The sequence below is a fragment of the Nocardioides sp. QY071 genome, from assembly GCF_029961765.1.
GTDB lineage: Bacteria > Actinomycetota > Actinomycetes > Propionibacteriales > Nocardioidaceae > Nocardioides.
This window is the reverse complement of record NZ_CP124681.1, coordinates 961,184-974,510: the sequence shown is the minus strand read 5'-3', so window position 1 is coordinate 974,510 and position 13,327 is coordinate 961,184. Positions and strand designations below refer to the sequence as shown.

Sequence of the window (13,327 nt, the reverse complement as noted above, 5' to 3'; positions counted from 1 at the left end):
GCGGCCCGCTCGGGTCGCGCCGATCATCTGTCATGGGCACCTCCCTTCGTCATGGACCGCACCCTGTCGCAAGCCGCCACCAGGTGCCGCCCACGGACGGACGAGCTGTGGAGAACACGCGACGCGACGAGGCCTGGGGATGACGAACGGCGGGCACAGGAACCCGTGGGCCCGACGGGGCGATGAACGCTCGGCCCGGCGGGCCAGCAGAGCGGGACCAGCAGAACCGACGCAGGAGCTGGTCAGACCTCGACGGTGCCGCCGCTGCGCCAGTAGACGTCGCCCTCGCGGGACAGGAACCCGTCGTCGACGAGGTAGCGGCGCAGCGCGGCGTGGTCGTCGTGGACCTCACGCAGGATCGCGTCGACCTCGCGCCAGCCGTAGCGCCGGCCGGGCTCGAAGCGCTGGGCGACGTGGTCGAGCACGACCAGCCGCTTGGCGTGCCGCGTGGGCAGATCCATCAAGCGACCGTCGGCGGAGAAGAAGCGCCGCAGCACCTGGCGGGCGTCGGGATCCGTCATGACGCGACCTGCGCCCAGTCCGGTGCGGGGGCGTCGACCTCGAGCACGTCCATCTCCTGCCATGCGGCGTACGCCACGACCTCGCCACCCAGCCAGGACGCCCTCGCACGCAACAGCAGCGTGCGCCAGCGCCAGGGCGAGCTGCGCGCCAGCGCGCGGAAGGAGTCGGCGTCGGGGGTCACCCCTCCTTTGTAGCCAATTCCAGGCCGAGCCGGCGACCGAGTTCCTCGACGGAGATCCCCCACGTCTCTCGTACGACGACAGCCGGGCCGCCGACCTCGAACACCCCGTGGTCGGTGTAGACCCGGCTGACGCAGCCGACGCCGGTGAGCGGGTACGTGCAGGCCGGGACCAGCTTGGGCGAGCCGTCCTTGCCGAACAGCCCCATCATCACGAAGACGTCCTTGGCGCCGATGGCGAGGTCCATCGCGCCGCCGACGGCGGGGATGGCGTCGGGGCGGCCGGTGTGCCAGTTGGCGAGGTCGCCGTTGGCGGCGACCTGGTAGGCGCCGAGGACGCAGACATCGAGGTGGCCGCCGCGCATCATGGCGAAGGAGTCGGCGTGGTGGAAGTAGGACGCCCCGGGCAGCTCGGTCACGGGGACCTTGCCGGCATTGGTGAGGTCGGGGTCGACCTCGTCGCCGCGGGCGGCCGGCCCCATGCCGAGCATGCCGTTCTCGGTGTGCAGGATCACGCCGAGCTCGTCAGCGAGGTGGTCGGCGATCTTGGTGGGCTGGCCGATGCCGAGGTTCACGAAGGAGCCCTCGGGGATGTCGCGGGCGATCACCTCGGCGAGCTCGTCCATCGTCAGCGGGCCGCGGTCCAGGTGTTCGACGGTCATCAGCGGGCTCCCTGCACGGTGTAGTGGCGGGCCTCGACGGCGACTACGCGGTCGACGTAGATGGAGGGGGTGACGACGGCCTCGGGGTCCAGCTCCCCCGTCGGTACGACGGCGCTCACCTGGGCGATCGTCGTGGTGGCCGCAGCGGCCATGACCGGCCCGAAGTTGCGAGCCGTCTTGCGGTAGACGAGGTTGCCGAGACGGTCGGCGGTGTGGGCCGAGACGAGGGCGTAGTCGCCCTTGATCGGGTACTCGAGCAGGTACTCGCGCCCGTCGATCACCCGCGACTCCTTGCCCTCGGCGAGCGGCGTACCGACGGCGGTGGGGCTGTAGAAGGCGCCGATCCCTGCGCCCGCAGCTCGCATCCGCTCGGCGAGGTTGCCCTGCGGCACGACCTCGAGCTCCAGCCTGCCGGACAGGTAGAGCTCGTCGAAGACGTACGAGTCGGCCTGGCGCGGGAACGAGCAGACGACCTTGCGCACCCGGCCGGCCTTGAGGAGAGCGGCGAGCCCGACCTCGCCGTTGCCGGCGTTGTTGGACACGATGGTGAGGTCCGTCGCGCCCTGCCGGATGAGGGCGTCGATGAGATCGAAGGGCATGCCGGCGAGACCGAAACCGCCCACCAGGACAGTGGATCCGTCCTCGATGCCGGCGACCGCCTCGTCAGCGGTCTCCATCAGCTGGGTGCGCGCCATTTCAGGAGGCCTCCGGGTTCTCGAGGACGACGGCCAGACCCTGGCCGACGCCGATGCAGATGCCGGCGACGCCCCAGCGCCGGCCGGTCTCGCGCAGCACCTTGGCGAGCGTGCCGACCAACCGGCCGCCGGACGCGCCGAGCGGGTGGCCGAGCGCGATCGCGCCGCCGCGCTGGTTGACGATCTCCGGGTCGATCGGCCAGGCGTCGACACAGGCGAGCGACTGGACGGCGAAGGCCTCGTTGAGCTCGACCGCGCCCACGTCGGACCACGAGATTCCGGCACGGGCGAGGGCCACGTTGGCCGCCTCGACGGGCGCGTAGCCGAAGGCCTGCGGCTCGAGGGCGTACGCCGCCCGGCCGGCCACGCGGGCCAGGGGCGTCGTACCGATCCGGTCGGCGGCGGCCTCCGAGCCCAGCAGGACGGCGGACGCGCCGTCGCTGAGCGGGGAGGCGTTGCCGGCGGTGATCGTGCCGTCCTTGCGGAAGACCGCCTTCAGCCCGCCGAGCGACTCAGTGGTGCTGCCGGGCCGGATGCCCTCGTCACGGGCGAGCTCGGTGCCCTCGACGGGGACGACCAGGTCGTCGTAGAACCCGTCCTCCCACGCCTGGTGGGCGAGCCGGTGGGAGCGGGCGGCGAACTCGTCCTGGCGCTCGCGGGAGATCCCGAACCTCTCCTGCAGCTGCTCGTTGGCCTCGCCGAGGCTGACCGTCCACTCCTTCGGCATCCGCGGGTTGACCAGCCGCCAGCCGAGGGTGGTGGAGACCGCGGTGACGTCGCCGGCCGGGAACGCGCGGTCGGGCTTGGGCAGCACCCACGGGGCGCGGGTCATCGACTCGACGCCGCCGGTGAGGACGATGTCGGCGTCGCCGGTCTCGATGGTGCGCGAGCCGACCATCACGGCGTCCAGGCTGGAGCCGCAGAGCCGGTTGACCGTGGTGGCCGGCACGCTGACAGGTACGCCGGCCAGCAAGGTCGCCATCCGGCCGACGTTGCGGTTGTCCTCCCCCGCGCCGTTGGCGTTGCCCCAGACCACGTCGCCGATCGCGGCGGGGTCGAGGTCGGGGGTGCGGCCGAGGACCGAGGAGACGACGGCGGCACCGAGGTCGTCGGTGCGGACGCCGGCGAGGGCGCCGTTGAACCGGCCGAACGGGGTGCGGACCGCTGCGTAGACGAAGGAGCTCACGACACCGACGCTAGGCGCGCGAGTTGATATTGTGAAGGATCAGTATTCGACACGATTGAGACGAACCAAGATATGGATCTGCTGCGCCACCTGCGGTACTTCGTCACCGTCGCCGAGGAGCGTCACTTCGGCCGCGCCGCCGAGCGGCTGCACATGGCCCAACCGCCGCTGTCCCAGCAGATCCGCCGCCTGGAGGCGGAGGTCGGCGTCGAGCTGTTCGTCCGCACCACCCGTCGCGTCGACCTGACCGCGGCCGGGTCCGCCTATCTGGCGCGGGCCCGAGCGATCCTGGCCGAGGTGGACGACGCGGCCGACGAGGCCCGCCGGGTCGCGGCCGGCGCGGTCGGCCACCTCGCCATCGGGTGCGTCGGATCCGCGACGTACAGCCTGCTGCCGGCCCTCTCCCGCCGGCTGGCCGAGGAGCTGCCCGGCATCGACTTCGCATTCCGCGGCGAGATGCTCGTCGCCGACCAGGTCGAGGCCCTGCGCACCGGCGCCATCGATCTCGCCCTGCTGCGCCCCCCGGTCGACGACGCCGCCCTCGCCGTCACAGTGCTGCGGGAGGAGCGACTCGTGGTCGCCGTACCCGTGGGACACCGGCTCGCCGCCCGCAAGCAGGTCCGGGTCGCCGACCTCGCCACCGCCGACCTGATCGTGCACTCGGCCGGCCGCCGGTCGGCGATGTACGACGTGGTGCGCGGCCTGTTCGCCGAGGCCGGCGTGACGCCGCGCATCCGCCACGAGGTGGGCGAGACGTCGACCCTGGTGACCCTCGTCGCCGGCGGACTCGGCGTGGCCGTCGTCCCCGAGCCGGTCGGCGCGCTGACTCTCGACGGCGTCGCCTACCGCCCGCTCGTGCGCCCGGCCCGGAGCGTCGAGCTCGCGGTGGCGCACCGGGCCGAGCGCACCGAGCCTCACCTGCACCGGACGCTGGCGGTGCTGCAGGACCTGATCAGGGTCAGCGGGTAGCGGCGATCACCGCCGTGAGCCGGGCGTGCAGCTCGACCAGCTCCTCGACCGGCATCCCGAGTCGCTCCACGATCGCCGGCGGGATCGCCTCCGCGTCGTCGCGCAGCGACCGGCCGCGCTCGGTCAGCACCACGGCCAGCGCACGCTCGTCGCGCGGGTCGCGCTCGCGCCGCAGGTAGCCGGCCGCCTCCAGCCGCTTGAGCAGCGGCGAGAGCGTGCCCGGGTCGAGGTCGAGCAGCTTCGACAGCTCGGTGACGCGCAGCGGCTCGCTCTCCCACAGCGCCAGCATCACGAGGTACTGCGGGTGGGTCAGGCCCAGCGGCTCGAGCAGCGGCCGGTAGAGCGCGATGACGTTGCGCGAGGCGATCGCCAGGGCGAAGCAGACCTGCTGGTCGAGCGCCAGCGGATTCTCCGGCTGCGGGCGGGAATCAGAGGCACTGGGCATGTTGTTAGTGTAGCAATAGTTGGTGTACAAACTATTGGCCCACCATGAACGGAGCAGATCCGATGAGCATCGACACCGCGCCCCGCCGACGCCGCCACCTGATGGATCCGGCCCACCCGGTCCGTCCCGTCAACGACCGGGCACTGACGAACGTGCAGCGCTGGGTGATGTCGACCCTGGTGGTCTTCACCGCCGCCCACTTGGCGGCGGGGATGGTGATCGCGGCGCTCGAGATCGAGCCGTCAGCGGGCGCCGCCCGGGTCGGTCTGAACGTCATCGGCGGTGCCTTCATGGCGATCGCGGTGGTCGCCGCCCGGAAGATCCACGGCCGCCCGGCCCTCACCACGTGGCTGCTGGTCGCGCCGCTCGTCACGGCGGTCGGGCTCTGGCTGACCTACCGCTGAGGGGCGAGCGGCCAGCCAGGTCGCCACGACCCCGGTCACCAGCCCCCAGAAGGGCGCACCCAGCGAGAGGAAGCTGACGCCCGACGCGGTGACCAGGAAGGTCAGCAGGGGCGCGGTGACGTCGGGACCCGCGAAGGCCGAGGCGAAGGCGCCCTGCAGTGCCCGGAGCAGGGCGAGCCCGGCCAGCGCCGCCACGAAGGCGGAAGGCGCGGCCCCGAGGAGCGCGACGGCGAGCGGGGCGAGCATGCCGAAGCAGATCGCGACCACGCCGCAGACGATGCCGGCGGCGTACTGGCGCTCACGGCGCCCCGAGGCGGTGAGCAGGGCGTTGGTCGGTCCGGTCAGGCAGCTGCTGATCGCGCCGACGGCGGCCGACGGCAGCGAGACCAGGCCGCACGCGATCGTCACGAACCGCATCGGCGCGCGGTGGCCGGCGGCCGCGAGGACCGCCATCCCCTGGGCGTTCTGGACGAACACGACGGTCACCGCGAGCGGCGGCACGAGCTCGGCGGCCGCGGCCCAGGAGAAGGTCGGCACCTGCAGCACGGGTACGGCGAGCACGCTGCCCGGCCACGCGACCGGCTCGACCGTGCGGGTGACGAGCACGGCCACGACGCCGGCGAGGACGGCCGCGACGACGGGCGGCAGCACCGCGCGCACCCGTGGGAGCAGCGCGACGACGGCGAAGGCGGTGACCATCGGGGCGGCGACCCCGGCCGTCGTACCGACGGCGGAGACGAGCCCGGTCCCGAAGCCGAGGAAGACACCGGCCACCATCGCCATCACCACGGGCGTGGGCAGGGCAGCCATCAGCCGGTCGACGCGGCCGACCAGGCCGAGGACGACGAGCAGGACCGCGGTGAGGAGGTAGGCGCCGAGGACGTCGGACCACGGCAGGTGCGCGGCTGCCTGGCCGACCAGCGCGGTGCCGGGGATGGTCCAGAAGAAGGCCAGCGGCTGCTGGTGCGCCCAGGAGGCGACGACCGTCAGCACGCCGTTGAGCACGAAGACCCCGAAGATCCACGAGCTGACCAGGTCGGGTTCCAGGCCCGCACTCGCCGCGGCCGTCAGGATCACCGCGACCGGACCGGTCATCGCGAAGATCGCGCCGACGACGCCGTTCGCGACCTCGGTCGGGCCGAGGTCGCGAACGACGTGCTTCAGGCGGGGACGGGTCACGTGCGCGCCACGACCAGGTCACCCTGCCCGCCGGGGACCGGGGCGGACTCCTCCTCGGCGCGCGAGCGCGGGACGAGCAGGGTCACCACGGCGCCGGCGACGGCGACCGCGGCGAAGATGCGGAACGCCGTACCGCCGCCCAGGCCGGCACCGACGAGGGCACCGCCGATGACCGGGCCGAGGATGCCGCCCAGCCGGCCGAACCCGGCGCACCAGGCCACACCGGCGCCGCGGGCCGAGGTCGGGTAGTAGTTCGACACCAGGCCGTAGACGAGCACCTGGGTGCCGATGGTGCCGATGCCGGCGACCGCGACGGCGAGCACGACAGCGCCGGCCGGCAGGCCGAGCGGGAGGAGCAGCAGCGCGGCAGTGGCCATCAGGAAGGTCGTCGCGACGACGCTGCGGGCGCCGAGCCGGTCGGCGGCGGTGGAGGCGAGCAGGCCGCCGACGATGGCACCGCCGTTGAGGACGAGCAGGAAGGTGAGCGCCCAGTCCTTGCCGTACCCGTTCTGGCCCATGATCTCGGGCAGCCAGGTGTTGAGGCCGTAGGTCAGCAGCAGGCCGGCGAAGCTCATCGTGCCGAGCAGCAGGGTGGCCGGTCCGTAGCGGCGGCTGGCGAGCGCCGCGAAGCCGACCCGCTCCGCGGCGGCCCGGGGGCGGCCACGCTCGGCGAGCCACTTCGGGGACTCGGGCAGCTTGAGCAGGGCGAGCGGGAACAGCACGACCAGCGGCAGCGCGCCCACCCAGAACAGGCCGCGCCAGCCGGTGACGTCGTCGAGGACCAGTGCGACGAGCGCCGCGAGGACACCGCCGGCGGGCACGCCGCTGTAGACGAGCGCGTTGTAGCGGTTGCGCTGCCCGGCGGGCGCGAACTCGGCGACCAGCGCGCCGACGGTCGCGACGAGCGCGCCGACGCCGATGCCGGTCAGGAACCGGCCGATCCCGAAGGTGGCCACGCTGTGGGTCGTCGCGGTCACCCCCATGCCGACAGAGAACCAGACGATGTTGACCAGCACCACCCTCCGGCGACCGATCCGGTCGGCGACGGCGCCGGCGGCCAGCGCGCCGACGAGCACGCCGACCAGCGCGTAGCTGCCGAGGCGGCCGGCCGCGGCCGGGGTGATCGTCCCGAGCTGGCTCGGGTCGCCGAGGAGGACGGGGACGACGGTGCCGTAGACGACGAGGTCGTAGCCGTCGAAGACGAGGGCGGCGGCGCACAGCGCCACCACCCAGGCGACGGTACGGCGATCGCCGGGTGCGGTGGGTGAGGTGGTGGTCATCAGGCTGCTCCTGCGGGAGGGATCGGGTCGGAGCACGACCCTGCCAAGGCGTGACCGCGGTCACACGAGGGCAATTGCCGGTCCTGACCCGGGTGGGGATCCATCACCGTCGGCGATCAATCCCCCTCCCCGTGGTCGGTCCATACGAGGCGCGGAGCCCGGGGGGGCAGAGCGCGAAGGGCGGCCGGCTCACCGCGACCGCCGCGCGGCGAGCTCTGCCCGTGAGCGGACGCCGAGCTTCGCGTAGACCCGCGTGAGGTGGAACTGCACGGTCTTCACCGAGAGGAACAGCTCGGCGGCGACCTCCTTGTTGCTGCGGCCCTGCGCGACCAGTCCGGCCACGGCCTCCTCCTGCGGGGTGAGGTCGTCGAACTCGCGGTGACCGCGGACCACGTTGACTCCGCCGGCGGCCAGCTCGCGGTCGCAGCGCGCGACGTACGTCGCGGCACCGAGCGCGAGATAGGCGTCGCGGGCGGTGGTGATCACGGCGTCCGCCTCGGCCCGGCGGCCGGCGCGGCGCAGGGTCTGGCCGAAGGCGAAGTGGACGCGGGCCCGGTCGTAGCGCAGTGGCAGCGGCTCGAGCAGCGCGATCGCCTCCTGGAAACAGGCGCGGGCGGCGTCGAGGTCGCCGCGCACGCCGTACCAGCGGCCGCGGGCGTAGGCGAGGCGGGCGGTCGCGGAGGCGTGGCCGTGCTCCCGGGCGACCTCCTCGTGCCGGGTCAGGAAGGCGTCGGCCTCGTCCTGCCGGCCGACCAGGACGAGGGCGTTGGCGTGCACGTCGGCCCACGGCCAGTAGCCGGGCTGCTCGACCCAGTCCCGCGCCCACGGCTGGGTGAGCGGCGCGAGGGCGCGGACAACGGACGGATAGTCAGCGCGTGCCTCGCTGTACGCCGCCCGGGCCAGTGCCGCCGGCACCCGCATCAGCTCGTAGTCGCGGCTCGCGGCGTCACCGGTGCGCAGCGACTGCTCGGCGGCGTCCCAGTCCCCGCGCAGGGCGAGCACCTGGGTGCGGGTCCAGGCGAGCAGCGGCACCAGCAGGCTCATCCCGGAGCGCTGCGCGACCTCGAGCCCGGCGGTCGACGTACGCATCGCCTCGTCCCAGTCGCCGGCCTGGAACTGCACGCGCGCCAGCCAGCCCCGCGCCCACAGCGAGATCCGCAGCGAACCGCCCAGGAAGTCCGTGGGTACGGCGCTCTCGAGCTCCTCGCGCGCCCGGTCGGGGTCGTCGGCGGCGAGGTGCAGCCAGCCGGACGCCATCGTGACCCGCTGCGCGACCGGTCCCTCGGGCACCCGCTCCATCAGCGCGCGGTAGCCGTCGAGCGCCACGTCGATCCCCTCGGTCGGCGCGACCCCGAGCCCGCGGACCGCGGCGGCCTCGACGGCGGTCGGCGCAGCCGGGTCGACCAGCTCCATCGCGCGGTCCGCCCAGGTGACCAGCTCGCGGGGCCGGCAGCGGGCGAGGTGGTGCAGCACGTAGCGCTGCGCGACGAGGGACGCCGTGCCCGCCTCGCGCCGCGGGTTGACCAGCTCCCACGCCCGGCCCAGCCGGCTCTCCGCCTCGGCGGGCCGGCCGCGGACGACGGCCAGGTAGCCGAGGACCGCGTTGCGCAGCGGGGTCTCGCGCAGCGACTCGAGCTCGGGCAGGTAGCGCGAGGCGTGCGGCACCTCCCCTGCGCCGACGAGGGCGTCGACCCCGCGGACCAGGCGGTCGCCCCGGGCCTCGCGGTCCGCGCTCGCCTGCGCCGCGAGGACCAGCAGGTCGGCCGCGGCGCTCCACGCGCCCTGGCCGGCCCGCTCCCCGGCGAGCGCGTCGAGTCGGTCGGCGAGGTCGTCGTCGGGACGCGGGTGCGCGAACCAGCGGTGCCGCAGTGCGACGGCCGGGTCGGCGACGACGTCCGCAGCGCGCTCGTGCAGCTCGGAGCGACGGACCGGGCCGAGGTCGTCGAGCACCGCCCGGCGTACGACGGGATCGGGCAGCCGGGTCCAGGCGTCGTGCTCGTCGAGGCTGAGCAGCAGCCCGCCGCGCAGGGCATCGCCCATCGCCGCCGTGATGCCGTCGAGCCCGGCGACCGCGCCGGCGTCCTCGACAGGGACCGCCCGGGCGTGGCGGTCGGCGGTCTCCAGCACCGCGACGGCCTGCACGAGCGAGCGGCCCGCATCGTCGAGCGCACCCAGCGCGGCCCGCACCGCGCGGGAGGCGGTGGCCGGGGCGGGCAGCGCGAACCACGGCGCGGTCCAGTCGCTCGCGGGTACGTCGTCCAGCAGCTCGACCACGTGCCGGACCCGGCCGCCGGTGTGCCGCAGCAGCCGGTCGACCTGGCTCGCGGGCAGCACCACGCCTCGCTGCTCGGCGAGGGCCGCGACGTCCTCACCGGTGAGCGCGGCGAGCGGCAGCACCTGGTCGGCGGCCGCACGGACGCCGTCGAAGAGCAGGTCCTGCGCGGGATCCGCGCCACCGGGCACCTGCCAGCCGACCACCACCCGCGGGCCGTTCGCGGCCCGGGCAGCGCTGACCAGTGCCTGCACGGAGGAGGGGTCGGCGTGGTGCGCGTCCTCCAGCACCACCAGGTCCCCCGCGCCGGGCACGACACCGCCGAGAGCCGATCCCGGCGCGTCCTCCCACGACAGCCCGAGCAGCCGGTGGACCGCGTTCGCCGTGTCGGCGTACGCCCGCAGGAAGGTGCTCAGCCCGCCTCCCGCCGGCGCCGTGACGAGCACCAGTCGTGCCTCGGTGCCGGCCAGGCCGTCGAGCGCTCGACGCCGGGTCGGCACCAGGGGCGGGCCGGGGGTCACAAGGTCACCGTAGGGCCTGGGCAGGACCTCAGCCGAGGTCGCCACCGGCGACGGGCAGGACCGTCCCGGTGATGTAGGTGGCCTCGTCGGAGGCGAGGAAGGTGATCGCCGCCGCCTGCTCGTCGAGGGTGCCGTAGCGACCCATCAGCGAGGAGTCGAGGGTCTGGTCGATGTGCGCCTGGAACCACGCCCGCTCGGTCTCGGTGCGCGGTTCGGGGGTGCCGCGCGAGATCCGGCGGGGCGGGGCCTCGGTGCCACCGGGCGCGGTCGCGACGACACGGATCCCGCGGTCGGCGTACTCCAGGGCCAGGGAGGCGGTGATCGCGTTGATGCCGCCCTTGGCCGCCGAGTAGGGGATCCGGTGGATGCCGCGCGTGGCCGCCGACGAGACGTTGACGATCACGCCGCTGCCGCGCTCGACCATGCCGGGCAGGGCCGCGCGACAGGCCAGCAGCGTGGTCATGAGCGAGCGGTCCAGCTCGGCGGCGATCTCCTCGGCGCTGAACTCGGTGAACGGCTTGAAGTTGATCGCGCCACCGACGTTGTTGACCAGGACGTCGATCCGGCCGAACCGCTCGCGGGCCGCGTCGGCCAGGGCCGAGGCACCGGTCCAGGTCTCGAGGTCGCAGGTCACGGGTACGGCGTTCGCGCCCTGCCCGGTCAGCTCGTCGGCCAGCTCCGCGACCAGCTCGGAGCGGTCGGCCAGCACCAGCGCGCCGCCCTCGGCGGCGATCCGGCGCGCGACCTGGGCGCCGATGCCCTGGGCCGCGCCGGTCACCACGACGACCTTGCCGGCGAACCGCCCCGGCGTGACGAAGCGCGGCCGGGTGGCGGCGGTGGCGTCGGACATCGCCCGGCGCATGGTCTGCTTCGACCGCTCGGCGTGGGCGACGATCAGCTGCCGGGCGACCTCGCGGTCGCCGGCCTCGAACGCCTCGACGATCTCGACGTGGTCGACCGCGCAGCGCGGGTGGCACCAGGTCGCGTTGCGCAGCACCTCGCCCATCCGGCCCTTCACGCCCAGGGCCTGGTAGGCCTGCAGCAGGTGCTCGTTGCGGGTCTGCACGAACAGGTAGTCGTGGAAGGCGGCATTGGTCTCGGTGTACGCCGCGGCGTCGACGAAGTGGTCGCCGTCGACGTACGGCAGGGTGGCCTCGGCCAGCAGCCGGTAGCCGGCGAGCTGCTGCGACCCGAGCCGGCCGATGGTCAACTCGAGGGCACCGAGCTCGAGCGCCTCGCGGGCCTCGAAGATCGCGTCGGAGGACTGGACGTCGGGGTGCTCCTCGCCGATCTCGTACTCACCCGCCGTGTCGTCGCCCGCCTCGTCGTTCCCAGGATCGGCGGCACGCGCTGCGAACACGGTGCGGCCGGCGATCCCCCGTGCGTCCCCGGCGATGATCAGCTCGTCCTCGGGGTCGGCGCCGGTGTCGACCACCGCTGCCGGCGCCGCCACCGTCGGCGCGGCCGCCTCGGGCACTGCCAGCGCGAACTTCTCGTAGTAGAACCCGGTGGGCTCGATGCCGGCGTCCGCGACGTGGGTGCGCACGGCCTCCACCATGGGCGGCGGGCCGCACAGGTAGATCGCCACGTCGCCGTCGTAGAGGTGCTCGGGGCGGATCAGGCTCATCACGTAGCCCTTGTTGGCCGCGGTGCTCGCCGGGTCGGACACGCAGTGGTCCCAGGTGAGGCCGGGCAGTCCGGCCGCGACGTCGGCGATCTGGTCGAGCGCGACCAGGTCCTCGTCGGTGCTGACGCCGTAGACCAGGTGGGCCGGGCGGGTCGAGGCGTCGGCGCGCATCGTGCGCAGCATCGACAGCACCGGCGCCAGGCCGGTGCCGCCGGCCAGCAGCAGCACCGGCCGCTCGGTGTCCCGCAGGAAGAACGAGCCGTGCGGCCCGGTGAAGCTCAGCTCGTCGCCGACGGCCGCGCGCTCGGCCAGCCAGGTCGACATCGCTCCGCCGGGCGTGAGCTTGACCAGGAACGACAGCCGCTCCTCGTGGGGCGCGCTGCTGAAGGAATAGGACCGGGTGACGTCGGTGCCGGGGACGGCGATGTTGACGTACTGGCCCGGCAGGAAGGCGAGCTCACCTCGGTTCGGGATCTCGACGGCCAGCTCGACGGTGGTGGCCGAGAGCCGGGTCAGCTCGGTGACCCGGGCGTCGTACGTCGCCGCGCGGGTCTTCGCCACCTCGGACGTGCTGGCGACCTGCAGGACCAGGTCGGAGCGCGGCCGCATGCTGCACGGCAGCACGTAACCGCGGTCCGCCTCGTCGGCAGGCAGCGCGTCCTCGATGTAGGTGCCGGCGTCGTACTCCCCCGTCTCGCAGAACGCCTTGCAGGTCCCGCACGCGCCGTCGCGGCAGTCGAGCGGGATGTTGATCCGCTGGCGGTACGACGCGTCAGCCACCGTCTGGTCGGCGCGGCAGGTGATGAACCGGGTGACGCCGTCCTCGAAGGACAGCGCGACCTGGTGGGTCGCGACCTCCGTGATCGGCTCGGTGTCGACGGACATCGGGTCCCCCTCAGAAGTGGTAGACGTCGACGACGTGGTGGATGTAGTCGTTCTTCAGCACCACGGTCTTGCGGCGGATCAGCGGCTGCTCGCCGGTGAAGTCGATCGTGTAGAACGACGTGCCGTAGTAGGGATCGACCGTCTTGTAGCGGAAATACATGGTGTGCCAGTTGAAGCGCACGTCCACGATGTCGCCGCGACGCTCGATCACCTCGACGTTGCTGATGTTGTGGCTGGTCCGCGGCTCCGGGATCGAGGTCGCCGACGAGCGCTCGGTGCGGATCCGGAAGATCCGGTCCTCCAGGCCGCCCTTGTTGGGGTAGTAGATGAGCGAGACGTCCTTCTCCGGGTCCTCGACGAGCTCGTCGTCGTCGGTCCACGCGGGCATCCAGTAGACGACGTCGTCGGCGTAGCAATCGAGCCACTTCTCGAACTCGCGGTCGTCGAGATGGCGGGCCTCGCGGTAGAGGAACTGCTCGATCCCGTTCTGGGTGATCAGCTT

12 protein-coding genes and 1 pseudogene are annotated in these 13,327 nt (G+C 73.5%); 2 read left to right on the top strand and 11 right to left on the bottom strand.

Going from position 1 to position 13,327, the window contains the following annotated elements; all coding sequences use genetic code 11:
• Positions 1-242: 242 nt before the first annotated feature.
• From QI633_RS04645 to QI633_RS04625, 5 genes are read right to left on the bottom strand one after another with little or no spacing between them, the layout of a single operon-like run.
• Complete coding sequence (locus QI633_RS04645) at positions 243-521, bottom strand: DUF2087 domain-containing protein (RefSeq protein WP_222117915.1); 279 nt, start codon at positions 519-521, stop codon at positions 243-245.
• Positions 518-703, bottom strand: coding sequence for a hypothetical protein (locus tag QI633_RS04640; RefSeq protein ID WP_282428270.1), 186 nt, complete (start codon positions 701-703; stop codon positions 518-520). Before QI633_RS04640 ends, QI633_RS04645 begins: the two co-directional genes overlap by 4 nt.
• A complete protein-coding gene (locus QI633_RS04635; RefSeq protein WP_141800209.1) occupies positions 700-1,362 on the bottom strand; it encodes a 3-oxoacid CoA-transferase subunit B in 663 nt (220 codons plus the stop codon). The genes QI633_RS04640 and QI633_RS04635 overlap by 4 nt, the downstream gene beginning before the upstream one ends.
• Entirely contained in the window at positions 1,362-2,057 is a 696-nt protein-coding gene (locus tag QI633_RS04630) for a 3-oxoacid CoA-transferase subunit A (protein ID WP_141800210.1), read from the bottom strand. The genes QI633_RS04635 and QI633_RS04630 overlap by 1 nt, the downstream gene beginning before the upstream one ends.
• Position 2,058: 1 nt before the next feature.
• A complete protein-coding gene (locus QI633_RS04625; RefSeq protein WP_282428269.1) occupies positions 2,059-3,243 on the bottom strand; it encodes a thiolase family protein in 1,185 nt (394 codons plus the stop codon).
• A 72-nt stretch (positions 3,244-3,315) separates the two neighbouring features.
• On the opposite strand from QI633_RS04625, the gene QI633_RS04620 reads away from it, so the two are divergent.
• Positions 3,316-4,212 (top strand): LysR substrate-binding domain-containing protein, encoded by an 897-nt coding sequence (locus tag QI633_RS04620; RefSeq protein ID WP_282428268.1) that lies wholly within the window; start codon positions 3,316-3,318, stop codon positions 4,210-4,212.
• On the opposite strand, the gene QI633_RS04615 is transcribed toward QI633_RS04620, so the two are convergent.
• Entirely contained in the window at positions 4,202-4,657 is a 456-nt protein-coding gene (locus QI633_RS04615; RefSeq protein WP_282428267.1) for a MarR family transcriptional regulator, read from the bottom strand. The genes QI633_RS04620 and QI633_RS04615 overlap by 11 nt on opposite strands.
• Positions 4,658-4,719: 62 nt before the next feature.
• Between QI633_RS04615 and QI633_RS04610 the strand changes: the two genes are divergently transcribed.
• On the top strand, positions 4,720-5,061 hold the full coding sequence (locus tag QI633_RS04610) for a hypothetical protein (protein WP_282428266.1): 342 nt from the start codon (positions 4,720-4,722) through the stop codon (positions 5,059-5,061).
• 30 nt (positions 5,062-5,091) lie between these two features.
• On the opposite strand, the pseudogene QI633_RS04605 reads toward QI633_RS04610, so the two are convergent.
• The 5 genes and pseudogenes from QI633_RS04605 to benB form a co-directional block, all read right to left on the bottom strand.
• Positions 5,092-6,240, bottom strand: a pseudogene (locus QI633_RS04605) (benzoate/H(+) symporter BenE family transporter); the annotation flags it as partial.
• The gene (locus tag QI633_RS04600) at positions 6,237-7,520 is read right to left on the bottom strand and encodes an MFS transporter (protein ID WP_282428265.1); all 1,284 of its coding nucleotides are present in this window, start codon (positions 7,518-7,520) and stop codon (positions 6,237-6,239) included. The gene QI633_RS04600 and the pseudogene QI633_RS04605, both read right to left, overlap by 4 nt.
• Before the next feature lie 189 nt (positions 7,521-7,709).
• A complete protein-coding gene (locus tag QI633_RS04595) occupies positions 7,710-10,313 on the bottom strand; it encodes a LuxR family transcriptional regulator (protein WP_282428264.1) in 2,604 nt (867 codons plus the stop codon).
• Positions 10,314-10,341: 28 nt separating this feature from the next.
• Positions 10,342-12,825, bottom strand: a complete 2,484-nt coding sequence (gene benC, locus QI633_RS04590) for a benzoate 1,2-dioxygenase electron transfer component BenC (RefSeq protein WP_282428263.1) — start codon at positions 12,823-12,825, stop codon at positions 10,342-10,344.
• Positions 12,826-12,835: 10 nt separating this feature from the next.
• On the bottom strand, positions 12,836-13,324 hold the full coding sequence (benB, locus tag QI633_RS04585) for a benzoate 1,2-dioxygenase small subunit (RefSeq protein ID WP_349016729.1): 489 nt from the start codon (positions 13,322-13,324) through the stop codon (positions 12,836-12,838).
• Positions 13,325-13,327: the final 3 nt, after the last annotated feature.